The sequence below is a fragment of the Caballeronia sp. BR00000012568055 genome (genome assembly GCF_029439455.1).
In the GTDB taxonomy this organism is placed as follows: Bacteria; Pseudomonadota; Gammaproteobacteria; order Burkholderiales; family Burkholderiaceae; genus Caballeronia.
Map to the genome: position 1 here is coordinate 117,796 of NZ_JAQFVG010000268.1, position 25,009 is coordinate 142,804.

Genomic DNA, 25,009 nt, shown 5'->3' on the forward strand with positions numbered 1-25,009 from the left:
GCGATGAACATGTCGCGCCTCTTCATCAATCGTCCGGTCGCGACTACGCTGCTGGCCATCGGCATTGCGCTTGCGGGGATGTTCGCGTTCGTGAAGCTGCCGGTCGCGCCCTTGCCGCAGGTCGATTTCCCGACCATTTCCGTGCAGGCATCGCTGCCGGGCGCGAGTCCCGAGACGGTGGCAACGAGCGTGGCGAGTCCGCTGGAACGTCACCTCGGCACCATCGCCGATGTGAGCGAAATGACGTCGATGAGTTCGGTCGGCAGCACGCGCATTACGCTGCAATTCGGCCTGAATCGCGATATCGACGGCGCCGCGCGCGATGTGCAAGCCGCCATCAACGCCGCCCGCGCCGATCTGCCTACGTCACTGCGGCAGAACCCGACGTACCACAAAGTCAATCCCGCCGACGCGCCGATTCTCGTCCTCGCGCTTCCATCGCCCACGCGCACGGCCGGCTCGCTCTACGATTCCGCCGCGACCGTGCTTCAGCAAACGCTGTCCACGGTGCCGGGCGTCGGTGAAGTCGATGTAAGCGGGTCCGCGAATCCGGCAGTGCGTGTGGAACTGGAACCGGGCGCGCTGTTTCACTACGGCATCGGACTGGAGGATGTGCGCGCGGCGTTGGCATCGGCGAATGCGAACAGCCCGAAAGGGTCGATCGAGTTCAAAGGCACGCACGTCCAGCTCTATACGAACGATCAGGCGAGCAAGGCATCGCAGTACAAGGATCTGGTCGTCGCGTATCGCAATGGCGCGGCGGTGAAGCTGTCGGATGTCGGCGAAGTGGTCGATTCGGTCGAAGACCTGCGCAACCTCGGCCTCATCAACAACAAGCGCGCGGTGCTGGTGATTCTGTATCGCCAGCCAGGCGCGAATATCATCGATACGATCGATCGCGTGAAGGGCATGCTGCCGCAATTGCAAGCCGCCCTTCCCGCCGATGTGCTGATCACACCGACAGCCGATCGCTCCACCACCATCCGTGCCTCGCTGCACGATACCGAACTCACGCTGGCAATCGCGGTGGCGCTGGTCGTGATGGTCGTGTTCCTGTTCCTGCGAAACTGGCGCGCGACTTTGATCCCGAGCGTCGCCGTGCCGATATCGATCATCGGCACGTTCGCGGCGATGTATCTGCTCGGCTTCTCGCTGGACAATCTCTCGCTGATGGCGCTGACCATCGCCACTGGCTTCGTGGTCGATGACGCCATCGTTGTGCTGGAAAACATTTCGCGACACGTGGAGAACGGCGTGCCGCGCATGCAGGCGGCGCTGCTCGGCGCGCGCGAAGTCGGCTTCACGGTTGTATCGATGAGCATTTCGCTGGTCGCCGTGTTCCTGCCCATCTTGCTGATGGCGGGCATCATCGGGCGGCTGTTCCGCGAGTTCGCGCTGACTTTGTCGCTGGCGATCGCCGTGTCGCTGCTCGTCTCGCTCACCGTCACGCCGATGATGTGCTCGCGCCTGCTTCAGGAGCCGCACGAAAAGAAGGAAGAAGGCCGTGTCGCGCAATGGCTCGAACGGCAGTTCACGCGCATGCAGCGAGGTTATGGGCGCACGCTCGGCTGGGCGCTCAGGCATCCGCTGCTGGTCGTGGTGTCGCTGCTGCTGACAGTCGCGCTCAACGTGGTGCTGTATATCGTCGTGCCGAAGGGGTTTTTCCCGCAGCAGGACACGGGGCGCATCGTCGGCGGCATTCAGGCGGATCAGAGCACGTCGTTCCAGGCGATGAAGGGTAAGTTTTCGGAGATGATGAAGATCGTCGAAGCGGACCCGGCGGTGGATAGCGTCGCGGGTTTCACGGGCGGGCGATCGACCAATTCGGGCTTTATGTTCATTTCGCTCAAGCCGAAGAGTGAGCGCAAGGTATCGGCGGAAGTGGTCATCAACCGGTTGCGCAAGCCGCTGGCCGATGTGGCTGGCGCGCAGACGTTCCTGCAAGCCGTGCAGGATATTCGTGTGGGCGGACGGCAATCGAACGCGCAGTATCAGTTCACCTTGTTGTCGGATACCACGGCGGATTTGTACAAGTGGGGACCGCTGCTTACCGACGCGCTCAAGAAGCGCCCCGAACTCGTCGATGTCAATTCCGATCAGCAGCAAGGCGGTCTGGAAAGCATGGTCACGTTCGATCGCGCCACCGCCGCGCGCCTGAACATCAAGCCCGCGCAGATCGACAACACGCTCTACGATGCCTTCGGCCAGCGGCAGGTTTCGACCATTTATAACCCGCTGTCGCAGTATCACGTGGTGATGGAGCTTGCGCCGAAGTACTGGCAAGACCCGGAAATGCTCAAGCAAATCTGGATCAGCACGTCGGGCGGCACGGCAAGCGGTTCGGCATCCACACAATCGACGACGACAACCGCTTCCACCGCGACGACAACAACGAGCACGTCCACCAGCAGCACGGACGCCAGCACCGCGCTCGCGCTTGCCGCCGTCAAGAATTCGGCGACTAACGCGATTGCAGCAAGCGGCAAGTCGAGTTCATCGTCGGGCGCAGCGGTATCGACCACGAAGGAAACGATGGTGCCGCTTTCCGCCATCGCCAAGTTCGGGCCGGGGAATACGCCGCTGTCGGTGAATCACCAGAGCCAGTTCGTCGCATCGACCATTTCGTTCAATCTGCCGCCGGGCCAATCGCTGTCCGATGCCACCGCCGCGATCTACGAGACCATGGGCGAAATCGGCGTGCCGCAGACTATTCACGGCAGTTTCCAGGGCACGGCGCAGGCGTTCCAGCAATCGGTCGCATCGTTGCCGATTCTCGTAGCGGCAGCGCTGGCGGCGGTGTATATCGTGCTCGGCATTTTGTACGAGAGCTATATCCATCCGATCACCATTCTTTCGACGTTGCCTTCCGCGGGCATCGGCGCGTTGCTGGCGCTGCTGTTGTTCAAGACGGAGTTCAGCATCATCGCGTTTATTGCGGTGATCTTGCTGATCGGGATCGTGAAGAAGAACGCGATCATGATGGTCGATTTCGCCATCGAAGCCACGCGGCACGGCGCGAAAACGCCGCGCGATGCAATCGAAGAAGCGTGCTTGCTGCGCTTCCGTCCGATCATGATGACCACCGCCGCCGCGCTGCTCGGCGCATTGCCGCTGGCGTTCGGCACGGGCGAAGGCTCGGAAATGCGCGCGCCGCTGGGGATTGCGATTGTCGGCGGCCTGATCGTCAGTCAGTTGTTGACGCTCTATACGACGCCGGTGGTTTATCTGTATATGGATCGCGTTCGTATATGGTCTGACAATCGTCGCGCGCGGCGAAATGGTGGCGCGCGGCCAGCGAGTGCGATCGAATAAGCAAGCGCAATCACTCATGGCGTGCGCGCTAAAAATCGCTTAGCTTGATGATCGTCCCGACTTCTCAAAGGAGGGCGATTCCGATGAACGCGATCAAGGTTTTGCTGATCGGCGCGCATGGCCGCACGGGTCGTCTGATCGCGCGTCGGCTGCATGACGAAGCGCTGCCCTTTCGCGCGATGCTGCGTCGTTCGGCGCACAAGAGCGAGTTCTCGGCGATGGGCGCGGAGATCGTGCTCGGCGATCTCAACTACGACTTCTCCCACGCGTTCGATGACATCACGCATGTGATTTACGCGGCGGGATCATCGGATAACGAAGGAATTCAGGAGGAACGCGCGATCGATCGCGATGCCGTCATGCGCACCGCCGATTACGCGAAGCGCCGTCGCGTGCGGCAGATCGTGACAATCAGCGCGCTTTCCGCGTATTACCCCGAACGCGCGGGCTTCGCGCTACGCCATTACGCGCGCATGAAACGCGAAGCCGATGCCTACGTAACACGGCGCGGCGTGCCCTACGCGATCCTGCGTCCCGGTCCGCTCTCCGACGACGCGCCACGCGGCACCATCGCGCTTGCGGACGAAAGAACGCATCCATTGGCAAAAATCTCACGCGGCGACATCGCCCATCTGACCGTGCGATGCATCGCGCTGACGATAGGCAATCAGGTAATCGGCGTAATCGGCGGGGACGTGCCGATCGAAACCTTCAACTCACTCCAACCAGCCGATACCCGACGCCGGTTTCAGTAACGATATGCTCCGGCTGCGCGGCATCGCGTTCGAGCTTTTGCCGCAAATGCGCCATGTAGATGCGCAGATAATGCGGGCTTTCCACATGCGATGGCCCCCACACTTCCAGCAGCAATTGCCGATGCGTCAGCACGCGCCCGGCATGCCGCACCAGCGTCGATAGCAGCCGATATTCGATCGGCGTCAGATGCACGTTTTCGCCGCCACGCGTGACGCGCCGCAACGCGAGATCAACGTTGACATCGCCGAACGTGATAACAGGCGTCTCACTTGCCGATGCCTGATTGCGCCGCCGCAGATGCGCGCGAATCCGCGCCATCAACTCGGATACGCCGAAGGGCTTGGTCAGATAATCGTCCGCGCCCGCATCGAGCGCGGCGACTTTCTGCTCCTCCTGCGTGCGCGCCGACAGCACGATCACCGGCAACTCGGTCCAGCTTCGCAATTCACGAATCACGTCGATGCCGTCCGTATCCGGCAAACCGAGATCGACGATGATGAGATCGGGCTTGCGCGTGGCCGCTTCGACCAGACCTTGTTTGCCGGTTTCCGCTTCGTGCACCGTCATGCCCTGCGCTTCCAGCGAAACGCGCACAAAGCGGCGGATTTGTTTTTCGTCCTCGATCAGGACAACCGTGAAAGACGGCTCGCTCATGTTTGTGTTTGTCGTTTTGGAGTGGAACCGTCGCTCACTGCTTACGGCAGAAAAATGGTCGAACCGGTGGTCTTGCGCGCTTCGAGTTCTTCGTGCGCCTTGGCCGCGTCCGACAGCGCGTAGCGTTGGCGAACGTTGGTCTTGACCTTGCCCGATGAAACCACATCGAACAATTCCGCCGCCATCGTGTCCAGATCGCTGCGTTTGGCGATATAGCTGAACAGCGTCGGCCGCGTGAAGAACAGCGAGCCGCGTCCGGCGAATTCGGACGAATCGATCGGCGGAATCGGACCGGACGAATTGCCGAAGCTCACGAACAGACCGAGCGGCGCGAGGCAATCGAGCGACGGAATATACGTGTCCTTGCCGATGGAATCGTACACAACCGGCACGCCCGCGCCGTTGGTGATTTCGCGCACGCGCTGCGTGAAGTTCTCGCGCGTGTAGACGATCGGGTGATCGCAGCCATGCGCCTTCGCCAGTTCCGCTTTCTCGTCCGATCCGACCGTGCCGATCACCGTCGCGCCGAGCGCCTTCGCCCACTGACACGCCAGCATGCCGACGCCGCCCGCTGCCGCGTGAATCAGCACCGTATCGCCCGCTTTCACGCAATACGTCCGCCGCAACAAATATTGCGCCGTCAGCCCTTGCAGCATGATCGATGCGGCATCTTCGTAGCTCACCGCATCCGGCAACTTGACGACGTAATCTGCCGACATCACGCGCTCCTGCGCATACGCGCCCGGCGGACGCGACGCATACGCCACGCGATCGCCCGGTTTGAACTGCGTGACGCCTTCGCCCACGGCCGTCACTTCGCCCGCGCCTTCCATGCCGAGCCCGCCAGGCAGCGGCATCGGATAAAGGCCGGTGCGGAAATACACGTCGATGAAATTGAGGCCGACCGCATGATGCTTCACGCGGATTTCGCCCTTGCCCGGCGCGCCCACGTCTACATCGACCCACTTCATTACTTCCGGGCCGCCTGTTTTGTCGAAACGGATTGCCTTGGTCATCGCTTCTTCATCTCCTTGATAGGTCGTTCAGGATGCCCGCGAGAAGCGCAGGCGAAGATCGTCGAGAATCATGCGCGCGGTCGATATGTTGGTCGCGCACGGCACGTTGTGTACGTCGCAGGCGCGCACGAGGGCATTGATATCGGGTTCGTGCGGCTGGGGCGTCATCGGATCGCGCAGAAAGATGACGATATTCACGCGCCCCTCCGCCAGTTCGGCACCGATCTGCAAATCGCCGCCGTGCGGGCCGGACAACTTGCGCTCGACCGTCAGCCCATGCGCTGCCGCGATACGCCCGCCCGTCGTGCCGGTCGCGACGAGATCGCATTGCGCGAGCGTATCGACGAATTCGCCGGTGAGTTTGACGATGTCGTCCTTCTTCATATCGTGCGCGATCAGCGCGACGCGTGGTTTCATTTGCGTGCTCGCCATATCAGTACGTTCCGGGATACGCGCCGCCATCGATCAGCATGTTCTGGCCGGTGATATAGCCCGCATGCACGCTGCACAGGAACGCGCAGGCCTTGCCGAACTCTTCCGGATTGCCGAAGCGACCCGCCGGCAGACTCTGCGCGCGCCGCGAGCGAATCTCTTCGACGGGCACGTTCTGCGCCTTCGCCTGCGCTTCCATCGTCACGCCGATGCGGTCGGTATCGAACGTGCCCGGCAGCAGATTGTTGATCGTCACGCCCGTCGATGCCACCTTGCGCGCCACGCCCGCGACGAATCCCGTCAGCCCGGAACGCGCGCCGTTCGACAGCCCGAGCACATCGATCGGCGCTTTGACCGACGAACTCGTGATATTCACGATCCGCCCGAAACCGCGCTCGATCATCCCGTCGATGGTCGCCTTCATCAGTTCGATCGGTGTGAGCATGTTCGATTCGAGCGCCTTGATCCACATCTCGTGCGTAAAAGTGCGGAAATCGCCCGGCGGCGGGCCGCCTGCGTTATTGACCAGAATGTCCGGCTGCGGGCAGGCAGCGAGCGCGGCGGCGTGGCCTTCGGGCGTGGTGATATCGCCCGCAACGGTTGTCACCTGCACGCCGTATTGCGCGCGGATATGCGCGGCGGTGGCTTCCAGCGTTTCCGCCGTGCGCGCCGTGATCACCAGATTCACGCCCTCGGCGGCCAGCGCTTCGGCGCAACCGCGCCCGAGTCCCTTGCTTGCCGCGCACACGAGCGCCGTGCGGCCCGCGATTCCCATGTCCATCGTCCATCCTCCAATGTGTCGTTCGTCCAGCGTTCGATACGCCTTTCGCGCATTCTAGAAGAATCGGGGCGGCAACGTCGGCGCGCGCCGGAATCGGCTAAGTTCGAATCTTCTTAGGAGCGCGCGGGCTTTTGGGTAAACTGTCGCCACTGTCCGCTCCGGCGTCTTTCGGGACGCCGTCCCGCCGAGCGAACCAGACAACACAGCAGGACGCGCCGCGCGCGCGAGACCCATGAAACAAGACAGCCGCTTTCCCAATCTCTTTATCCTCGATCACCCGCTGATCCAGCACAAGCTCACCCATATGCGCGACAAGGACACGTCCACGCGCACGTTCCGTGAGTTGCTGCGCGAAATCACGCTGCTGATGGGTTACGAAATCACGCGCAATCTGCCGCTGACGACCAAGCGCGTGCAGACGCCGCTGGTCGAAATCGACGCGCCGGTCATTGCCGGCAAAAAGCTCGCGATCGTGCCGGTGTTGCGCGCGGGCATCGGCATGTCGGACGGCTTGCTCGATCTGGTGCCGTCGGCGCGTGTCGGGCATATCGGCGTGTATCGCGCGGAAGATCATCGCCCGGTCGAGTATCTCGTGCGCCTGCCGCCGGATATCGAAGATCGTCTGTTCATTCTGTGCGATCCGATGGTCGCCACCGGCAATTCCGCCGTTCACGCCGTCGATGTCATGAAGCGTCGCAAGGTGCTCGATGAAAACATCATTTTCGTAGCGCTGGTGGCCGCGCCCGAAGGCGTGAAGGTGTTCCAGGACGCGCATCCGGACGTCAAGCTGTATGTGGCGTCGCTGGATTCGAATCTGAACGATCACGCGTATATCGTCCCCGGTCTGGGCGATGCAGGCGATCGTCTGTTCGGCACGAAGAACTGACGCGTTTCGCTCCGGCAATACGCCAATCGCCGCGCACGTCCAGTCCGGACCGGCGCGGCGATTTTTTTCGGCATTGGGGTTTTTGCACGAATTCGCCCCCTTTTCGTCCGATTCGACCGCATTGCGGCGCTTTTCGTGCAACACACGGGTTGGCCTGAGCATGCCCGCGCGTGCCGCCATGATAAAATTTCGGTCTGTTCCTAGCGGGTTCATCCGTTCCAAAAAACGCGGCGAAGCGCCCCGGCAGCAGACAAGAACACTCACAGCTTCACGGCACCACAGCACATCAGGCGCGGCATTCAGCCCGCGCGCGACGGAGAAAGGTAATGGCGGGTCACTCGAAATGGGCCAACATCAAGCATAAGAAAGCCGCGGCCGACGCCAAGCGAGGCAAGGTCTGGACGCGTCTGATCAAGGAAATTCAGGTCGCGGCGCGCATGGGTGGCGGCGAGGCCGACACGAACCCGCGTCTGCGCCTGGCCGTGGACAAGGCGTACGACGCCAACATGCCGAAGGACAACATCAACCGCGCGATTCAGCGCGGCGTCGGTGGCGTGGATGGCGCGAACTACGAAGAAATCCGCTACGAAGGCTACGGCATCGGCGGCGCGGCGATCATCGTGGACACCATGACGGATAACCGCACGCGCACGGTCGCGGAAGTGCGTCACGCGTTCTCGAAGTTCGGCGGCAATATGGGCACGGACGGCTCGGTGTCGTTCATGTTCGATCACGTCGGCCAATTCCTGTTCGCGCCCGGCACGCCGGAAGACAAGCTGATGGACGCTGCGCTCGAAGCTGGCGCGGACGACGTGGTCACCAATGAAGACGGCAGTATCGAAGTGGTCTGCCCGGCGAACGATTTCCAGAAGGTGAAGGACGCGCTCGAAGCCGCGGGCTTCAAGGCGGAAGTCGGCGAAGTGACGATGAAACCGCAAACGGAAGTCGAATTCAACGGTGACGACGCCCTGAAAATGCAGAAACTGCTCGATGCGCTCGAAAATCTCGACGACGTGCAGGAAGTCTATACAAACGCCGCCATCAACGACGAGTAAGGCGTTTTTGCCGTTGTTGGTACGGCATTCGCTTCGGTCCGAGGACCGGAGCGACCGACATGTGATCGTCTGAAGGCGCGTGACGCAGCAGCAGTCAGCGCGAGCCGCCTTCAGCCGATAATCCGGCACCCGCTCGCGTGCTCCGCGCCCGGCGCTGCCCGCCTCGCCGCCACCGCTTTTACACAGTTTTTTCGGGGATTCAAATGAAGTTACTCGTCGTCGGTTCCGGCGGTCGCGAACATGCGCTGGCCTGGAAGCTCGCGCAGTCGCCGCGCGTGCAGATCGTCTACGTCGCGCCGGGCAACGGCGGCACCGCGCAGGACGAACGTCTGCGCAATGTCGATATCACCGATCCGGCCGCCCTCGCCGATTTCGTCGAGGCCGAGCATGTCGCGCTGACGGTGATCGGGCCGGAAGCGCCGCTGGCGGCGGGCATCGTCAATTTGTTCCGTTCGCGCGGGCTGAAGGTGTTCGGGCCGACGAAGGAAGCCGCGCAACTGGAAAGCTCGAAGGACTTCGCCAAGGCTTTCATGAAGCGCCACAACATTCCGACGGCCGAGTACGAAACCTTCACCAACGCCGCCGCCGCACACGCGTACGTCGATCAGAAAGGCACGCCGATCGTCATCAAGGCGGACGGACTGGCTGCCGGCAAGGGCGTGGTCGTGGCGATGTCGGACGACGAAGCGCATGAAGCCATCGACTCGATGCTCGAAGGCAACAAGCTCGGCGATGCCGGCGCGCGCGTGGTGATCGAAGAATTTCTGGCAGGCGAGGAAGCGAGCTTTATCGTCATGGTGGACGGCAAGCATGTGCTGGCGCTGGCGTCGAGCCAGGATCACAAGCGTCTGCTTGATGGCGACAAGGGCCCGAACACGGGCGGCATGGGCGCGTATTCGCCCGCGCCGATCGTCACGCCGCAACTGCACGCCCGCGTGATGCGCGAAATCATCCTGCCGACCGTGCGCGGCATGGAGAACGAAGGCATCCGCTATACGGGTTTTCTGTACGCCGGTCTGATGATCGACGCGCAAGGCAACCCGAAAACGCTCGAATTCAACTGCCGAATGGGCGATCCCGAAACGCAGCCGATCATGGCGCGTCTCAAGGGCGACTTTTCGAAGATCATCGAAATGGCGATCGACGGCAAGCTGGACGGCGCGGAACTCGACTGGGACCGTCGCACGGCGCTGGGCGTGGTGCTGGCCGCGCACAACTATCCTGAAACGCCGCGCAAGGGCGACCGCATCAACGGCATTCCGGCCGAAACGGGCGACGCCGTCACGTTCCACGCGGGCACGACGCTGGCCGATGGCAAGCTGACCACTTCGGGCGGACGCGTGCTGTGCGTGGTCGGTCTGGCGGATACGGTTCGCGGCGCGCAATCCGTGGTCTACGATACAGTCAATCAGATTTCGTTCGATGGCATGCAGTATCGCCGGGACATCGGCTACCGGGCGGTGAATCGCAAGCAGGCTGAGCGTCACGGATAAAGCGCGGCTCGTCGCAATGCCGCATGACTGCGATGCCGGACTCCGCGTCCGGCATCGTGTTTTTAGAGAGAACTACGACGCCCTCTGGCGCACCGCAACAATCGATGAGTGAAGACAACGCTAATCACGATATCGCGGCAGTACGCACGTATTTGACCGGCCTGCAATCGGGAATCGCCGAGGCGCTCGGCGCGTTCGACGGCACCGCGTTCGCCACCGATGCGTGGACCCGTGAACCGGGCGGGCATCTGCGAGGCGGCGGCATCACGCGCATGCTGGAAGGCGGCGGGTTCTTCGAGCGCGGCGGCATCGGATTCTCGGACGTTCAGGGCGACGCCTTGCCGCCGTCCGCAAGCGCGGCGCGTCCGCAACTCGCGGGACGCGGCTTCGAGGCGATGGGCGTATCGCTGGTCATGCACCCGCGCAATCCGCACTGCCCGACCGTGCACGCCAACGTACGCATGTTGACCGCGGTGAAGGAAGGCGAAGAACCGGTGTTCTGGTTCGGCGGCGGCATGGATCTCACGCCCATCTACGGCTACGAAGAAGACGCGCGGCATTTTCACGCCACCTGCCGCGACGCCTTGCAGCCGTTCGGCGCGGATCTGTATCCACGCTTCAAGACGTGGTGCGACGAGTACTTCTATCTGAAGCATCGCGGCGAGCCACGCGGCATCGGCGGAATCTTTTTCGATGACTACGCGGACGGCGGTTTCGAACGCGCTTTCTCGATGATGAAGAGCGTCGGCGATGCGTTCTTGCAAGCGTATCTGCCGATCATCGAACGGCGGTGTGAGATGGCGTACACCGAGCGCGAGCGCGAGTTTCAGGCGTATCGGCGCGGACGCTATGTCGAGTTCAATCTGGTGTTCGATCGCGGCACACACTTCGGTCTGCAAAGCGGTGGCCGCACCGAATCCATTCTGATGTCGATGCCGCCGGTCGCAAACTGGCGCTACGACTGGAAGCCGGAGCCGGGTACGCCTGAAGCGCGCTTGTATTCCGATTTCCTGGTGCGCAAAGAATGGCTGTGAAGCGCATCGCCATCCTGGGTGGCACCTTCGATCCGATTCATATCGGACACCTGAAGCTCGCGCGGCGCTTCATCGATTTGCTGCAACTGACCGAACTGGTGCTGCTGCCAGCCGGTCAGCCGTGGCAGAAGGAAGGCGTGTCCGCGCCGGAGCATCGGCTGGCGATGACGCGCCTGGCTGCCGAATCGATGCAGACGGACGGCGTCACCGTCACCGTCACCGTCGCCACCGATGAAATCGACCGCCACGGCGATACCTACACGGTCGATACGCTCGCCCACTGGCGCGAGCGCGAAGGCGCGGACGCGTCGCTGTCGCTGATCATCGGCGCGGATCAGTTCGTGAAGTTGGATTCGTGGCATCAATGGCAGCGGTTGTTCGACTACGCGCACGTCTGCGTGGAAACGCGCGCGGGCTTCGATATCTCGGCGCTGCCGCCTGCGGTCGCGAAGGAAGTCGCGGCGCGTCAGGCGACGGCAGACACGCTGCGTGAAAGTGCGCACGGGCATATCCTCATCGACGAAATGTTGCTGATGGATATTTCCGCCACCGCCATTCGCGAGGAAGCGCGCACCATGAGCGGCTCGGCCGAAGTGCGCGCGCATGTCCCGGCCGCCGTCTGGGACTATATTGTTCAACATCACCTCTACCGGAACCGGTAAAGACACGGTCATTATGGAAATTCAAAAGCTGCAACGCGCGATCATCGACGGTCTGGAAGACGTCAAGGCGCAAGATATCAAGGTGTTCAACACATCCCACCTGACGTCCCTGTTCGACCGCGTGGTCGTGGCGAGCGGTACGTCGAACCGGCAGACCAAGGCGCTCGCGAACAGCGTGCGCGAGAAGGTCAAGGAAGCGGGTGGCGACATTATCAGTACGGAAGGCGAAGAGATCGGCGAATGGGTGCTGGTCGATTGCGGCGACGCGGTCGTGCATATCCTGCAACCGGCGCTGCGTCAGTACTACAACCTCGAAGAAGTCTGGGGCGACAAGCCCGTGCGCGTGAAGCTGCAAAAGCCGAACATGTTCGGCGGCGCATCGGTCACGGCAGACGATGAAGACGAGGACGAAGACGACGTGAAACCGGCCGTCAAACGTCCGGCGCGCAAGACCGCTCGCAAGACGAACGCCTGAGGCCTTGAAGCTCGTTATTCTCGCCGTCGGACACAAGATGCCCGACTGGATCTCGAATGGCTTCGACGAGTACGCGAAGCGCATGCCGCCTGAATTGCGCATCGAACTCAAGGAATTGAAGCCCGAGCTACGCTCTTCCGGACGCAATGCCGAGAGCGTGATGGCGGCGGAGAAGCAGCGTATAGAAGCCGCGTTGCCGAAGCACGCCCGCGTGATCGCGCTCGATGAACGCGGCCGCGACTGGACCACCATGCAGCTTGCGCAAGCCCTGCCCGGCTGGCAACAGGAAGGACGCGATGTGGCGTTCATCATCGGCGGCGCGGACGGGCTTCATCCTGATGTGAAGGCGCGTGCGGAAATCATGCTGCGCATCTCCAGTCTGACGCTGCCGCACGGCATGGTGCGCGTGCTGCTCGCCGAACAGCTTTACCGCGCGTGGAGCATCACGCAGAATCATCCTTATCATCGCGCGTGATGTTTCGATAGTGGGATATCGAATGCCACGCGTCATTCGACTCTCACTACACGATGCACACTCATTCCTTCGTTTATCTCGCTTCGCAAAGTCCGCGCCGTCAGGAGTTGCTGCATCAGCTCGGCGTTCAGTTCGAACTCCTGTTGCCTCGCGCCGATGAAGACGCCGAGGCGCTCGAAGCCGCGCTTCCCAACGAACCCGCCGATGCCTACGTGCTGCGCGTTTGCGCCCTCAAAGCCGATGCCGCACACAAGCGTCTGCGTGCGGGCGGTCATGCGGCATCGCCCATTCTCACGGCCGATACCACCGTCACTGTCGATGGCCTGATCCTCGGCAAGCCGCAACACGAACAAGACGCCGTCGATATGCTCGAACGCCTCGCGGGCCGCGAGCATGAAGTGCTGACCGCGATCGCCGTCGTCGATGCAAAAGGTCAGTTGCTCGAACCGGTTCTCTCACGCTCGACAGTGCGCTTTGCACACGCGGATCGTGCTGCACTGCAACGTTATGCAGCGACCGGCGAGCCGCTCGGCAAGGCGGGCGCATATGGCATTCAAGGGCGCGCTGCGGCGTTTATCGAGCGAATCGACGGGTCCTATTCGGGTATCATGGGTCTGCCCCTCTTTGAAACCGCTGCACTCCTGCGCGTGGCGCGCGTCGAATTCTAAACAGGCCATGAACGAAGAAATCCTGATCAACGTCACACCGCAGGAAAGCCGCGTCGCGATCGTTCAGCAAGGCGCTGTTCAGGAGCTTCATGTCGAACGCACGCTGTCGCGCGGACGCGTCGGCAACGTGTATCTCGGGCGTGTAGTGCGCGTGCTGCCGGGCATGCAGTCCGCATTTATCGATATCGGTCTGGAGCGCGCCGCATTTCTGCATGTCGCCGACATCTGGCATCCGCGCATTGCGGGCGAGGCGCATGGATCGCAGCCGCATACACCGATCGAAAAGATCGTCTTCGAAGGACAAGCGCTGATGGTGCAGGTCGTGAAGGACCCGATCGGCACCAAGGGCGCGCGGCTGTCCACGCAGGTGAGCATTGCAGGACGCACGCTGGTTTATCTGCCGCAGGAGCCGCATATCGGTATTTCGCAGAAGATCGAGAGCGAAGCGGAACGTGAGGCCGTGCGCGCGCGTCTGACTGCGGTTTTACCTGCCGATGAGAAAGGCGGGTATATCGTGCGGACTATCGCGGAAGATGCAACGAGCGAAGAGTTGGCGGGCGATGTCGCGTATCTGCGCAAGACATGGGCGACGATCGTTGCTCAGGCGCAGCGTGTGCCGCCGACTTCCCTGCTCTATCAGGATTTGAACCTCGCGCAACGCGTGCTGCGCGACTTCGTCAACGACGACACCACGCGCATTCAGGTCGATTCGCGCGAGACGTATCAAATGCTTGCGGACTTCGCGGCGGAGTTCACGCCTGCGGTGGCGTCGCGTCTGCATCACTACACGGGCGAGCGGCCGCTTTTCGATCTGTACAACATCGAGGCGGAGATTTTGCGGGCGCTGTCGCGGCGAGTCGATCTCAAGTCGGGCGGCTATCTGATGATCGATCAGACCGAAGCCATGACGACCATCGACGTGAATACGGGCGGCTACGTCGGCGCGCGCAATTTCGATGACACCATCTTCAAGACCAATCTCGAAGCGGCGCATACCATCGCGCGGCAATTGCGACTGCGGAATCTGGGCGGGATCATCATCATCGATTTCATCGACATGGAGAATGTCGAGCATCGGGATCAAGTTTTAGGCGAGTTGAAGCGTGCGTTGTCGCGGGATCGGACGCGCGTCACGGTCAACGGCTTCTCGCAGCTCGGGTTGGTGGAAATGACGCGCAAGCGCACGCGCGAATCGCTGGCGCATGTGTTGTGCGAGCCGTGTCCGACTTGTCAGGGCAAGGGGCAGGTGAAGACGCCGCGCACCGTCTGCTACGACGTGCTGCGCGAAATCATGCGCGAGTCGCGGCAGTTCAATCCGCGCGAGTTTCGCGTCGTGGCTTCGCAGCAGGTGATCGATCTTTTTCTCGAAGAAGAGTCACAACATTTGGCGATGCTGATGGATTTTATTGGCAAGCCGGTTTCGTTGCAGGTGGAGAGTAATTTGAGTCAAGAGCAGTATGACATTGTGTTGATGTGAGTTTCAGGCGATATCGTTTCTTATCGTCAACACACCAAGGGGCCTTGTCCGGCAAACCGCCTGAATCATTCAATATCGTCCAGCATCGTGTATGCGCGCTTCGTAAGCGTAGCTAGACGCGCTTTTTTGACTGGAAAACGGCTCGATGCTAAGCATGAAACGAATCTGCTCACAGACTTCCATTTACGGGCATGGCTATACGCGGTTGTAGCACTCGCGAAAGCACCCGATGGCAGTCTGACATTTACGCTTTCTGACGTCGGCGCTGCGGCGTGGATTCTTCGCATCTGCCATGGCGGCGGCTGGCTGGAGGTAAAGCCCGGCAACTATTCGGATATATCGCTCGTGGCGGCGCACACAGACTGAATCGTTCAGCAACTTGCTAAGGACTACCGTGAGACAGTGCTGGGCGCATGGCAGACTTAGCCAAGCGCTGGGGCGTCGATCAATTTACGAATGGTATGATCGGCACCACGCAGAGAATCGGCAGTATCAAGCGGCGCGTCAGTGCGTGCGCCTTGCTGGCGTCTGCAAATCCGGGCAATTCGCTGACGTGGGGAGATTTCGGCGCGCCTATTAAATCCCCTTTGCACAGATTGCTTATGATGACCATTCTCAGCCGCCTTATGACGGTCAATTCATCGCGCTCCCGGCTCTTCGAAGAGAATCAAAGGTTTGCCAACATGATCCCTGCTGGGGCGATGGTCTTGGACGCCGGAGCAGGCGACGCGCCCTATAAGTCGCTGGTCTCGCATGCGGTCTACGAGTCGGCCGACTTCGAGAAGGTGGACAAGCCATACGCGAAGTCCACATACGTGTGCGATTTAGCCGACATTCCTGTCGAGGCTAATCGATACGATTTTGTTCTCTTTAACCAGGTGATGGAGCATCTTCCCGAGCCGAAGGCGGTATTGAAGGAGCTGTTTCGTGTCTTGAAGCCTGGCGGCAAGATAATTTACACGGCGCCATTGTTCTATGAAGAACACGAGCAGCCTTACGACTTCTATCGCTACACCCAGTTTGCGATCAAGTACTTGTTCACCGAAGCTGGATTTACGTTAGAACGACTGGACTGGTTGGAAGGCTACTACGGGACCGTTGCATATCAGATGAATGGGATGGCCACGCATCTGCCGTCAACGCCGGCCGAGATCACTCCCGGATTGCTTGGCGTTGCGCTTGCCCCTCTCATGTATCTGCTTCGTTTCCAGATGGGTTTGCTAAGTGTTTTTTTTCATCGGCTGGAGATGCGATCGAAGTTTATGAAACGCGGCTATCCGAAGAACTATGTAGCGGTTTTTAGCAAGCCGGCTCAGACTTGATCCGACCAAAACGGGCAGGCAAAAGAAAACTCGCAGAAGTAGCTTCGTTTAGGGGTCAAAAAGCAGCAGAACTCTCTTATCGATTTGCGTCCAGAAGAAGAGAAGCCGGCGAACTGATCAACGCACGACCATAGCCACCGCCAGATCGATCAACAGCCGTACAACCCAACGTCACGCTCCTTCCTGAACGTGACGCCGCGTCAGCCCCCTGATTCAAATATTCCCATCCATCCAAGCAATCCGCTTAACCAGCCATCCCTTCAAATAATCCACTTCCCCGCGATACGACCCGGCGATCACCGCATTCGGCCAGGTCTGCACCGCCATCTCCTTCCAGCGGGTGAAATTCCGACGCGCCGCGCCATTCGCTATCAGCGCCTGCGCTCGGCTTTCGATAAAGTCCGGCAAGGTATCGATCTGCGATGTCTTCAATTCATTCCATCGCGCCCGCACGCGCGCTTCGAAAGTGGGATCGATCTGCTTCATGCGCGAAATCCAGACGCCATCCGCCACCCACCAACCTTCGGGATATTGCGCATCGGAATAATTGACGTTGCCCGCCGCCAGATCGAAGTCCCATAGCGGCCCGAACTTCAGCTTGTCGCCCGCATCCTTGTAGAGGTAGATGCTCGCGAAACTCTTCGCGTCCTGATTCTTGAAAATTTCGTTGACCAGAAACCAGTCGATGAGCGTTGGCACATCGAAATATTGCTCGTAGCCGGTCGCCGGATCGGTGGCGTTGTCGGAGAACAGCGCGTCTTCCGCCTTCTGCACGTAGTCCTTGATATAGGCGGCCTGTGCATCGGATGCCGGATCGGGTGTGTCGATACACATCGGCAGGCCGTGCGTCGTATGCCAGCACACGGCTTCGTCCATCCGCGCATTGATCTCGACGATAAAGCCCGTTTTCTTCGGCGAAGTCGTCTCGTCGCTGTCCGCGATATTCACGCGATTCTTGCTCACGCGTATCGATTCGACCAGATCGTACACGCCGCGGTATTCTCCGTTCAGCGTCAGTTCGAGTGGCTGCGCACGCGGCGTCCACGCCATGCCGAAGCGCTGTCCGAGTTCCAGCGCAGCGCGATTGCGCAGCAGCGTTTTATCGAAGTAATTGGCCAGCAGAATCCAGTTGCGGTCCTGCGGCATGCCGAGCAGGCTCGCCTTGCTCTCCAGTTTGAGGCGATACGGCTTCTTCTCCTGAGTCCACGTCGAGTTGCCGTGGCCCTTGATCGTCATGCGGCTGGAGAATGGCTCGATGCCGTCGGCGCCGGTGAGACCGAGGTCCGCGCCAAGGTACGTGCTTTTGACGACGATCGGCGTTTTTCCGTCGGTATCGACAGTCATGGACGCAAGCGGCGCGGCGTCGGCGTAGACCGCGCCGGTCGGATCGATGAAATCGGTAACCGATTGCTCAGCATCGGCACTGTTCGATGACGACCCGCCGCCTCCGCACGCCGCGAGACACGCGGCGAGACAAACACTCACAAACTTCGCGTTGAAACCACGCGCGCCCTTCCGTGCTGCAACTTCCCACTGCTTCATGCTTCGCTTGCCCTAAAAAAATGATCCGCTCCCGAAACCGGGATGCGGATCATAGCGAAGCTTACAACGCGTCTATCGCTGCTATCTCACAATCGAATTCAGATTAGGTTCAAGCCGCCTGCTGCTGATACTGAATCCGATGCAAATGCGCATACAACCCGCCCTTGCGCAGCAATTCCGCGTGACTTCCCTGCTCGGCGATCTTGCCGCCTTCCATCACCAGAATGCGGTCCGCGCGCTCGATAGTCGATAGCCGATGCGCAATCACCAGCGTCGTGCGTCCTTTCATCAGCGTTTCGAGCGCCGCTTGCACATGCCGCTCGGACTCCGAATCCAGCGCGGACGTCGCTTCGTCGAGAATCAGGATCGGCGCGTCTTTGTAGATCGCGCGCGCAATCGCTAAACGCTGACGCTGCCCGCCCGACAAGCGCATACCGTTGCCGCCGATCAGCGTATCGATGCCATCAGGCAAGCTTGCGACGACATCAGCAAGATTCGCCGCGGTCAGCGCCGACAACACGCGATCGCGGTCCGGCGTCTGGCCATACGCGACGTTCGCGGCGATCGTATCGTTGAACAGCACGACGTCCTGGCTGACCATCGCCATCTGGCCGCGCAGATCGTGCAGGTTGTAGTCGCCGATCGGCACGCCATCGACCATCACGTGGCCGCCTTGCGGATCGAAGAAGCGCGGCAGCAGATTCACGAGCGTGGTCTTGCCGCTGCCCGAAGGCCCGGCCAGCGCAACCATCTCGCCTGGCGCGACCTTGAACGACACATGATCCAGCGTCATCCGATCCACCGAGCCATACGTGAACGTGACATCGCGGAATTCGACTTCGCCGCGCGCACGCGTCAGATGGCGACCGCCGCCTTCCGGCTCGGCGGGTTCATCGATCAAACCGAAAATGAGTCCTGCGGCCGTCATGCCGCGCTGCATCGGCTGATTGATGTCGATCAAGTGCTTGAGCGGCGAAATAACCAGCAACATGGACGTGACGAAGGCGACGAAACCGCCCACCGTGGTCTGATCGTTGGCCGATTGCACCACGGCGATGGTCAGCACGACCGCCAGCGCAATCGACGCGAGAAACTGCGTCAGCGGCTGCGCAAGACCGCCCGACACCTGCATGCGCATGGAATAGCCGCGCAGCCGATGGCTCATCTCACGGAAGCGGTTCATCTCGTACGATTGGCCGTTGTGCACCTTGACGACCTTGTAGCCGCCGACGGTTTCCTCGACCACGTACGACAGCTCGCTCGTCAACGCCTGATGCTCGCGATTCAGCCGCCGCAACCGTCGATTGATCTTGCTCACCAGCCAGCCGATCGCCGGCAAGATAACCGCGACGATCAGCGTCAGCCGCCAGTTGAGAATAAATAGATAGCCGAGCAGAAAAACGACCGTGAGCGAATCGCGCACGAGCGTGACGACCACGCTGGAAAGCACGCTCAGAATCTGATTGACCTCGAACACGATCGCGTTGATAACCGTGCTGGCCGTTTCGCGTTGAAAGAAACTCGCGCTGGTGTGGATCATGCGCTGGAACATTTCCAGCCGCAGTTGCAGCAGAATCTTGTTCGATACATACGACAGAAAATAGCCCGACGCATACTGCGCCACGCCGCGCACCAGCGCCAGCCCGATCACCGCGGCGGGCACCAGCCAGCGCGCGTGATCGCTGCCCTTGGTGCCGAAGCCGTGATCGAGCAGCGGCTTGAGCAGCATCGGAATACCAGCTTCGGTCGCGGCGACGACGCCCATCGTTGCGATGCCGAGAATCACCATGCCCAGCAGCGGGCGGATATAAGGCCAGAGGCGTCTCATGACCGCCGTGGGCGACGTGTTTTCGCCCGAGCCGATGGTCTTGCGGAGTGTCTTCGTTTCGTTCAAATCGTTCCTCGGTGTACGGTTCGCGAAGGATGCGCAGGCGCGGCCACGCGGGACGGATCGACATACGAATCCGCCATTCTAATCCTCCGGTCGGATGCGCTTACGTTTCGCGCGCGTCCTTGATGGATGCTTGCGCGGTCTCGCCGCGCGCAGGCGGCAGACGGCCCGCCAGACGTTCGCCACGGCCGAGCATCAGCCCGGCGAAGCACCAGAATGCGAGCGCGGTGGTCTGCCACATGAAGTCGTCGGTGGAATTTTTGGCGATCATCCCGCCCACCAGCGCGATACCGCCTGCCGCGATCCACGGCACCTCGCGCCGCAGCCGCCAGAAGCGCACCACGACGGCAATCAGCAGCGCCAGCTCCAGCACCACACCGACGATGCCCGTCTCCAGCCACGTATTCAGAAACAGGTTGTGCGCATGCGTCAGCGCCTGCGATTCGGCCGCAAGCAGACGCGGCGGCATTTCCTTGCCATAAACCTCGCCCGGCAGCGGTTTGCCAAAGCCGATACCAGTCCACGCGTTCGGCTCGCCCGCGCGGCCGTAGAACGCCCACAGGCGCGGGCGCGTGTCGGCGGCGAGCGTATCGCCGATACCTGGCAGGAACGACGGCACCGGCACGCGATCGCCTTCGATCGTCACGCCATGCGCGGGCAGCGACGGCGGCAGATGTTCGAAGCGAATCCGCGAACTGATTTCGAGCGCGCCGACCGCCGCCACGCCGCACAGCAGCATCGCGATCGTCGCCAAAACCATATGCCGCCGATACAGCGGATAAAGCGCGATCACAATCGTCACGAACGCCGCCAGCCCGAAGAACCGATTGACCGTCGCCACGCCGATAAACAAGCTCAACAGAACGCCCGTCACGCCAAACAGACGCCATTTCCGGTTGAACATCAGCCCGCAGAACAGCGCGATGCCGAACAGCGCGACCGTGCTCGTATGGCCGACGCGGTTATAAAAATGCAGCATGAAATTATCGGCGGTCGGCGGCTGCAGCTGGCCCCAGTAGATCACGCTGATGATCGACAACAGCACGCACGCGACCCAGTGCGCCAGCACAAAGCGCTCGGGATTGGCCGCGCGCGCGCCGAGCAGCCAGAAGCCGAAGAACGCGAACAGCGGATACAACACCTCGTCGAGCCACGCATGCATGCTCTCGCCGCGATTGGGCGACCAGAACACCGACGCCAGCGCCCACGCCGCCCACAGCGCAACCGGCAACGCCACCGGCCACCGATGCGGCGACGGCGCGCCACGCGTCAACGCCACCGCGATCGTTCCCACGCCGATAAAGCCGAGCGCGATATTTTCGAGCGCCGTCATATGCGCGAAGGTCACGACGAAGCAGATGACCGGCGCGCCGATCCACAAGAAGATATCGGGCTTGAGCAGTGTTTTTGTCGTCATAGACCTTCCGTCAGCAACTTCTCGAGCGCGCGGCTCACCGCATCGAGCGAAATCAGGCCCATACAGGCGGCGTGATCACCCCGCCATGCAACACACGTGGTCTCATTGCGGTCACAGCGGCGCACCCATTCGACGTGCCGGCGAAAGATATTCGGCTCGTCGCGGCACGGCATATTCGTGATGGTAATCGGCATGAAGGGTGCGTCGCGCCAGAATGCGCCGGCGCCGTGGATCATCGCGTTGCCGGGACCGAACAGCGTGAGCGTCGGCACATTCACCATGCGGCCGAGATGCGCGACGCCCGTGTCCGGACAAACCAGCGCGCGCGCATTTGCAAACAAATGCCACAACTCGCCCAATCCGACACGCCCCGCGAAGTTCGCATATCGCCCTTTCGGATCGATTTCGCGGACCAATTCGACTTCGCCCGGTCCGCCGCTCCACACAGGCGTATAGCCCAATCTTTCGACGTGTTCGGCAAGCGCCCGCCAGCGTTCCTGCGGCCACTTCTTGACCGCTGTGCTCGCGCCCGGATGCAGCACCACGTAAGCTTGCGAAAGGATATTGGCGTCGGCGTCGCTGAAGGGGGCGCGCTGGGGCGCGGGCCAGTCGTCCGGACAATACGCGCGCGGCGGCGTGGGATCGATCAGCGTCGCGGCGATATCGGCCCACGCGGCGGGCGTCGGCGGATATGGATGCGCTTCATCGACGGGCCAGTTCTTCCACGCGGGCGTATCGTCGGCATGACCGATGATCCAGCGGCAGCGCGTGGCCATCGCCAGCCAGGCAAAACGGTTGTCGCCCGCGACGATGCCGATATCGTACGGACCCGACTTCAGCACGCCATTGACGCTGGCGAGATCGCGCGGATCGAAAGGCAGCGCTTCGACGCCGTACGGACGGCCCGCGTACAGCGGCACGATCGCCTTCGGACAGGTCAGCGCGATACGCGCGTTCGGATACCGCTCGCGCAGACGCGCGATCAGCGGCGTGAGCAGCAGCGTGTCGCCCAAAAGCAGATGATGCGCGATCAGAACGCTCGACACGTCGGTCGGCTTTCTGCGCCACGCCTTGAGGGCGAGTTTCGGTATCGCACGGGCAATCACCCGCAGGCGCCCGGAAAGTCGGCTCATAGAATGGAAACTGGAAGGCTTGCACGCCTGCGCGCAAGCCGTCGGTCATTCGCCGACAGGTCTAGGTCGTGCCGCCGCACTGTTTTCATATATGTCGATGCGGCTCGAACGCAGCCACCGTATTCGCCTGAATTCATCTGAGGCACGGTCTTCTGCTTCGCGCTCTGTTAAGGCACACTGACGGGCTCCGTCCCGCCGCCACAACAAAAAGAGGCCAGCGGCCTCTCGATACTCGCGCCGCCGCGCAGCCATTGCCGCGCGAAACCAGCACTTTCGTTGAATAATTATACCAACTCGTACGCCGCTGAATGCTTCATGTCCCGACCTACTCTCGGTATCGCCATCATCACGCACAATGCTGCGGCGCGGCTCGCGCAGTGTCTCGAATCGGTTTCTTTTGCCGATGACATCGTCGTCGTGGACGGCGGCAGCACGGATGCCACCGTGGGCATCGCGCAGAAGCATCGGGCGCGGGTGATCGAGGCGCGTGACTGGCCGGGTTTCGGCCCGCAGAAGAATCGCGCGCTCGACGCGCTCGCCACCGACTGGGTATTTTCCATCGATGCCGACGAGATCGTGTCGCCGGAACTCGCGGCGTCCATCAAAGCCGCCATCACCGATCCACAAGCCGATGTGTACGCGATCGACCGTCTTTCGAGCTTTTGCGGCGCGTGGATCAAACATAGCGGCTGGTATCCGGACTGGATTCCGCGTTTGTTCAGGCGCGGCACCGCGCGCTTTTCCGACGATCTCGTTCACGAGCGCCTCGTGCTTTCCACGGCAATACCCGTCGCGCGCCTGAACGGCAAGCTGATGCACTACTCGTACGAGGATTTCGAAGCCGTACTGCGCAAGCTCGATGCGTATTCGACGGCCGGCGCGCGGCAACGGCATGCGGCGGGAAAACGCGGCGGATTTGGCGTGGCGGTATCGCGCGGAGCGTGGGCGTTTTTGCGGACTTATGTGCTCCGACGCGGCTTTCTCGATGGCCGCGCGGGCTTCATGATCGCCGTCTTCAATGCGCAGACGGTTTATTACCGATTCTTGAAGCTGATGTATCTCAACGAGCCGCGCTGATTTCGTCGGCGAGTTTCATCAGCGCATCGACGTGGGTATCGACGCTGGTGTCGTATCGAACCGCGTTGCCGTTGATCGCGCGGCGCGAGTCGATCGCCTCGGACACCACGCGGCGCAAATCGTCCGCATTGCCGGATTTGAAAACGTGCTTGGCTTCGTCCGCAATCGCGTCGTTGCAGCCGATGCACGCGGGGAAAATCACCGGCGTGCCGCACATCACCGATTCGATACCGACCAGTCCGAACGGCTCATAACTCGACGCGAGAATGGTGAAATCCGCCGCCCGATAAGCGTCCTCGATATTCTTTGCATAACCGATATAGCGCACGTTCGGCGCGACCTGTTCCGGCGCGCGCCCCGCCACGGCAATCACCACCGGCAGTCCTGCAAGCGCCTGCTCGATCAGCGGCAAGCCTTTGCGCTGATGGCTGCTCGATGGAAACAGCAGCACGATTTCGTCTTTTTTGAAGCCGTATTGCTCGCGCAGTTTCGCGCGCGTGTCTTGAGCCACCGGCGAGAAGCGCGCGCCGTCAACCGGCGGATACAGCACGCGAATCTTCGACGAATCGATGCCATACAGCGTGCGCAGTTCATCGCGCATCATGTCCGAATGCGCGACGATCACCTTCGCCTGCGCGTACTGCCGTCGCTCCAGCGCAATCTGCCGCGTATCCGAACGCTTCTCGCGCCGCCCCGTCGCGCGCAAGAATCCGATATGCGTGCCGCCGCAAATCGCGATTTCCGATCCTTCCACGCGATTGCAGCCGATCAGCACATCGACCCTCGCCTTCTTGCGCGCGCGTTTCAGCGCCCACGAGAAATACGCATCGCGCAGCTTGCCCGGCAGAAACGACACCTTGATGCGATGCGCATCGATCAAACGGCTTTCGGGCAGCGATTTATCGATCTTGCGCGCAAAGAACGCCGGCTTTGCGCCATCGGTCCGGCCGCGCGCGAGGCCGCGCACGAGGTCCATCGCGTAGCGTTCGAGGCCGCCGCTAAGCTTGAGCGCATTCGCCGATATGCCGATGCGCATCAGTAGACGATTTCGATTGCGCTGCCCGAGAACTCGCCGCGCAACGCGGTGATGAGATCGTCGGTCGGCTTGACGCGCCACGCATCGCCCAGACGCACTTCGCCTTCCGCATGCTCGCTCCGATAGACGATGCTCACGTTCAGGCCATTGGGAATCGGCGCGGATTGACGCTCGCGGCGTCCGTTGTCGCGCGACGGCGCGGGCGGCGGCGCTTCCGCTTGCGCGCCCGCCGCATGCGCTTCAAGCACGCGACGCAGGCGCAGCGAATCCGCGTTGCCGTTCATTTCCACCTTCACGGACTGCGCGTAACGGCTGCGCGCGCGTTCGAGGTCCATCGCCGTATCGACTGTGAAGCGGATGCCGCCGGTGAACGCATCGTTACGCGCCTGACCTTGCACGACCAGCAGTTCGTCTT

22 protein-coding genes and 1 pseudogene are annotated in these 25,009 nt (G+C 61.5%); 13 read left to right on the forward strand and 10 right to left on the reverse strand.

Translation table 11 applies throughout. The features are described from left to right. Positions 1-3 precede the first annotated feature (3 nt). Both P7F28_RS16145 and P7F28_RS16150 read left to right on the forward strand, forming a co-directional pair. Complete coding sequence (locus tag P7F28_RS16145; protein WP_277185520.1) at positions 4-3,312, forward strand: efflux RND transporter permease subunit; 3,309 nt, start codon at positions 4-6, stop codon at positions 3,310-3,312. An 83-nt stretch (positions 3,313-3,395) separates the two neighbouring features. Then, positions 3,396-4,067, forward strand: a complete 672-nt coding sequence (locus P7F28_RS16150; protein WP_277185521.1) for an SDR family oxidoreductase — start codon at positions 3,396-3,398, stop codon at positions 4,065-4,067. Here P7F28_RS16150 and kdpE read toward each other — a convergent pair. From kdpE to P7F28_RS16170, 4 genes are read right to left on the reverse strand one after another with little or no spacing between them, the layout of a single operon-like run. Further along, positions 4,024-4,722 (reverse strand): two-component system response regulator KdpE, encoded by a 699-nt coding sequence (gene kdpE, locus P7F28_RS16155; protein WP_277185522.1) that lies wholly within the window; start codon positions 4,720-4,722, stop codon positions 4,024-4,026. The genes P7F28_RS16150 and kdpE overlap by 44 nt on opposite strands. A gap of 41 nt (positions 4,723-4,763) precedes the next feature. After that, complete coding sequence (locus P7F28_RS16160) at positions 4,764-5,738, reverse strand: quinone oxidoreductase (RefSeq protein WP_277185523.1); 975 nt, start codon at positions 5,736-5,738, stop codon at positions 4,764-4,766. A gap of 27 nt (positions 5,739-5,765) precedes the next feature. Beyond that, on the reverse strand, positions 5,766-6,155 hold the full coding sequence (locus P7F28_RS16165; protein ID WP_277185524.1) for a methylglyoxal synthase: 390 nt from the start codon (positions 6,153-6,155) through the stop codon (positions 5,766-5,768). A gap of 16 nt (positions 6,156-6,171) precedes the next feature. Next, the gene (locus tag P7F28_RS16170; RefSeq protein ID WP_277185525.1) at positions 6,172-6,951 is read right to left on the reverse strand and encodes an SDR family oxidoreductase; all 780 of its coding nucleotides are present in this window, start codon (positions 6,949-6,951) and stop codon (positions 6,172-6,174) included. Between the two features lie 232 nt (positions 6,952-7,183). On the opposite strand from P7F28_RS16170, the gene upp reads away from it, so the two are divergent. The 10 genes from upp (at position 7,184) to P7F28_RS16220 (ending at position 16,498) form a co-directional block, all read left to right on the forward strand. Continuing rightward, positions 7,184-7,837, forward strand: coding sequence for a uracil phosphoribosyltransferase (upp, locus tag P7F28_RS16175; protein WP_277185526.1), 654 nt, complete (start codon positions 7,184-7,186; stop codon positions 7,835-7,837). A 326-nt stretch (positions 7,838-8,163) separates the two neighbouring features. Then, on the forward strand, positions 8,164-8,892 hold the full coding sequence (locus P7F28_RS16180) for a YebC/PmpR family DNA-binding transcriptional regulator (RefSeq protein ID WP_277185527.1): 729 nt from the start codon (positions 8,164-8,166) through the stop codon (positions 8,890-8,892). A 203-nt stretch (positions 8,893-9,095) separates the two neighbouring features. Next, entirely contained in the window at positions 9,096-10,385 is a 1,290-nt protein-coding gene (purD, locus tag P7F28_RS16185; RefSeq protein WP_277185528.1) for a phosphoribosylamine--glycine ligase, read from the forward strand. 104 nt (positions 10,386-10,489) lie between these two features. Beyond that, positions 10,490-11,419: an oxygen-dependent coproporphyrinogen oxidase gene (hemF, locus tag P7F28_RS16190; protein ID WP_277185529.1), complete on the forward strand. Its 930-nt coding sequence runs from the start codon at positions 10,490-10,492 to the stop codon at positions 11,417-11,419. Continuing rightward, the gene (locus P7F28_RS16195) at positions 11,410-12,081 is read left to right on the forward strand and encodes a nicotinate-nucleotide adenylyltransferase (RefSeq protein WP_277185530.1); all 672 of its coding nucleotides are present in this window, start codon (positions 11,410-11,412) and stop codon (positions 12,079-12,081) included. Before hemF ends, P7F28_RS16195 begins: the two co-directional genes overlap by 10 nt. A gap of 13 nt (positions 12,082-12,094) precedes the next feature. Then, complete coding sequence (rsfS, locus tag P7F28_RS16200; RefSeq protein WP_277185531.1) at positions 12,095-12,556, forward strand: ribosome silencing factor; 462 nt, start codon at positions 12,095-12,097, stop codon at positions 12,554-12,556. A gap of 4 nt (positions 12,557-12,560) precedes the next feature. Beyond that, positions 12,561-13,031, forward strand: a complete 471-nt coding sequence (gene rlmH / locus P7F28_RS16205; RefSeq protein WP_277185532.1) for a 23S rRNA (pseudouridine(1915)-N(3))-methyltransferase RlmH — start codon at positions 12,561-12,563, stop codon at positions 13,029-13,031. A gap of 53 nt (positions 13,032-13,084) precedes the next feature. After that, positions 13,085-13,699: a nucleoside triphosphate pyrophosphatase gene (locus tag P7F28_RS16210; RefSeq protein WP_277185533.1), complete on the forward strand. Its 615-nt coding sequence runs from the start codon at positions 13,085-13,087 to the stop codon at positions 13,697-13,699. A 7-nt stretch (positions 13,700-13,706) separates the two neighbouring features. Next, positions 13,707-15,176 (forward strand): ribonuclease G, encoded by a 1,470-nt coding sequence (rng, locus tag P7F28_RS16215; RefSeq protein ID WP_277185534.1) that lies wholly within the window; start codon positions 13,707-13,709, stop codon positions 15,174-15,176. Between the two features lie 413 nt (positions 15,177-15,589). Then, positions 15,590-16,498, forward strand: coding sequence for a class I SAM-dependent methyltransferase (locus P7F28_RS16220; protein WP_277185535.1), 909 nt, complete (start codon positions 15,590-15,592; stop codon positions 16,496-16,498). 213 nt (positions 16,499-16,711) lie between these two features. Here P7F28_RS16220 and P7F28_RS16225 read toward each other — a convergent pair whose 3' ends face one another. From P7F28_RS16225 to P7F28_RS16240, 4 genes are all read right to left on the reverse strand, one after another. Next, a complete protein-coding gene (locus P7F28_RS16225) occupies positions 16,712-18,040 on the reverse strand; it encodes a CotH kinase family protein (protein ID WP_277185536.1) in 1,329 nt (442 codons plus the stop codon). Between the two features lie 109 nt (positions 18,041-18,149). Beyond that, positions 18,150-19,868 carry a lipid A export permease/ATP-binding protein MsbA gene (gene msbA, locus P7F28_RS16230; protein ID WP_277185616.1) on the reverse strand — a complete coding sequence of 573 codons (1,719 nt, stop codon included), beginning with the start codon at positions 19,866-19,868 and terminating at the stop codon, positions 18,150-18,152. A 166-nt stretch (positions 19,869-20,034) separates the two neighbouring features. Beyond that, positions 20,035-21,348: an O-antigen ligase gene (locus P7F28_RS16235; RefSeq protein ID WP_277185537.1), complete on the reverse strand. Its 1,314-nt coding sequence runs from the start codon at positions 21,346-21,348 to the stop codon at positions 20,035-20,037. Then, positions 21,345-22,481 (reverse strand): glycosyltransferase family 9 protein, encoded by a 1,137-nt coding sequence (locus P7F28_RS16240; protein ID WP_277185538.1) that lies wholly within the window; start codon positions 22,479-22,481, stop codon positions 21,345-21,347. The genes P7F28_RS16235 and P7F28_RS16240 overlap by 4 nt, the downstream gene beginning before the upstream one ends. A 315-nt stretch (positions 22,482-22,796) precedes the next feature. Between P7F28_RS16240 and P7F28_RS16245 the strand changes: the two genes are divergently transcribed. Beyond that, the gene (locus P7F28_RS16245) at positions 22,797-23,558 is read left to right on the forward strand and encodes a glycosyltransferase family 2 protein (protein WP_277185539.1); all 762 of its coding nucleotides are present in this window, start codon (positions 22,797-22,799) and stop codon (positions 23,556-23,558) included. On the opposite strand, the gene P7F28_RS16250 is transcribed toward P7F28_RS16245, so the two are convergent. Both P7F28_RS16250 and dnaE read right to left on the reverse strand, forming a co-directional pair. Further along, on the reverse strand, positions 23,542-24,594 hold the full coding sequence (locus tag P7F28_RS16250) for a glycosyltransferase family 4 protein (protein WP_277185540.1): 1,053 nt from the start codon (positions 24,592-24,594) through the stop codon (positions 23,542-23,544). The genes P7F28_RS16245 and P7F28_RS16250 overlap by 17 nt on opposite strands. Continuing rightward, positions 24,594-25,009: pseudogene (dnaE, locus tag P7F28_RS16255) on the reverse strand (DNA polymerase III subunit alpha); the annotation flags it as partial. The pseudogene dnaE and the gene P7F28_RS16250, both read right to left, overlap by 1 nt.

Bases quoted from the DNA above. Each gene is read 5' to 3' on its own strand.
- P7F28_RS16145 (WP_277185520.1), top strand. From the start codon at position 4: ATGAACATGTCGCGCCTCTTCATCAATCGTCCGGTCGCGACTACGCTG.
- P7F28_RS16150 (WP_277185521.1), top strand. From the start codon at position 3,396: ATGAACGCGATCAAGGTTTTGCTGATCGGCGCGCATGGCCGCACGGGT.
- kdpE (WP_277185522.1), bottom strand. From the start codon at position 4,722: ATGAGCGAGCCGTCTTTCACGGTTGTCCTGATCGAGGACGAAAAACAA.
- P7F28_RS16160 (WP_277185523.1), bottom strand. From the start codon at position 5,738: ATGACCAAGGCAATCCGTTTCGACAAAACAGGCGGCCCGGAAGTAATG.
- P7F28_RS16165 (WP_277185524.1), bottom strand. From the start codon at position 6,155: ATGAAACCACGCGTCGCGCTGATCGCGCACGATATGAAGAAGGACGAC.
- P7F28_RS16170 (WP_277185525.1), bottom strand. From the start codon at position 6,951: ATGGACATGGGAATCGCGGGCCGCACGGCGCTCGTGTGCGCGGCAAGC.
- upp (WP_277185526.1), top strand. From the start codon at position 7,184: ATGAAACAAGACAGCCGCTTTCCCAATCTCTTTATCCTCGATCACCCG.
- P7F28_RS16180 (WP_277185527.1), top strand. From the start codon at position 8,164: ATGGCGGGTCACTCGAAATGGGCCAACATCAAGCATAAGAAAGCCGCG.
- purD (WP_277185528.1), top strand. From the start codon at position 9,096: ATGAAGTTACTCGTCGTCGGTTCCGGCGGTCGCGAACATGCGCTGGCC.
- hemF (WP_277185529.1), top strand. From the start codon at position 10,490: ATGAGTGAAGACAACGCTAATCACGATATCGCGGCAGTACGCACGTAT.
- P7F28_RS16195 (WP_277185530.1), top strand. From the start codon at position 11,410: ATGGCTGTGAAGCGCATCGCCATCCTGGGTGGCACCTTCGATCCGATT.
- rsfS (WP_277185531.1), top strand. From the start codon at position 12,095: ATGGAAATTCAAAAGCTGCAACGCGCGATCATCGACGGTCTGGAAGAC.
- P7F28_RS16210 (WP_277185533.1), top strand. From the start codon at position 13,085: ATGCACACTCATTCCTTCGTTTATCTCGCTTCGCAAAGTCCGCGCCGT.
- rng (WP_277185534.1), top strand. From the start codon at position 13,707: ATGAACGAAGAAATCCTGATCAACGTCACACCGCAGGAAAGCCGCGTC.
- P7F28_RS16220 (WP_277185535.1), top strand. From the start codon at position 15,590: ATGGCAGACTTAGCCAAGCGCTGGGGCGTCGATCAATTTACGAATGGT.
- P7F28_RS16225 (WP_277185536.1), bottom strand. From the start codon at position 18,040: ATGAAGCAGTGGGAAGTTGCAGCACGGAAGGGCGCGCGTGGTTTCAAC.
- msbA (WP_277185616.1), bottom strand. From the start codon at position 19,868: ATGAGACGCCTCTGGCCTTATATCCGCCCGCTGCTGGGCATGGTGATT.
- P7F28_RS16235 (WP_277185537.1), bottom strand. From the start codon at position 21,348: ATGACGACAAAAACACTGCTCAAGCCCGATATCTTCTTGTGGATCGGC.
- P7F28_RS16240 (WP_277185538.1), bottom strand. From the start codon at position 22,481: ATGAGCCGACTTTCCGGGCGCCTGCGGGTGATTGCCCGTGCGATACCG.
- P7F28_RS16245 (WP_277185539.1), top strand. From the start codon at position 22,797: ATGTCCCGACCTACTCTCGGTATCGCCATCATCACGCACAATGCTGCG.
- P7F28_RS16250 (WP_277185540.1), bottom strand. From the start codon at position 24,594: ATGCGCATCGGCATATCGGCGAATGCGCTCAAGCTTAGCGGCGGCCTC.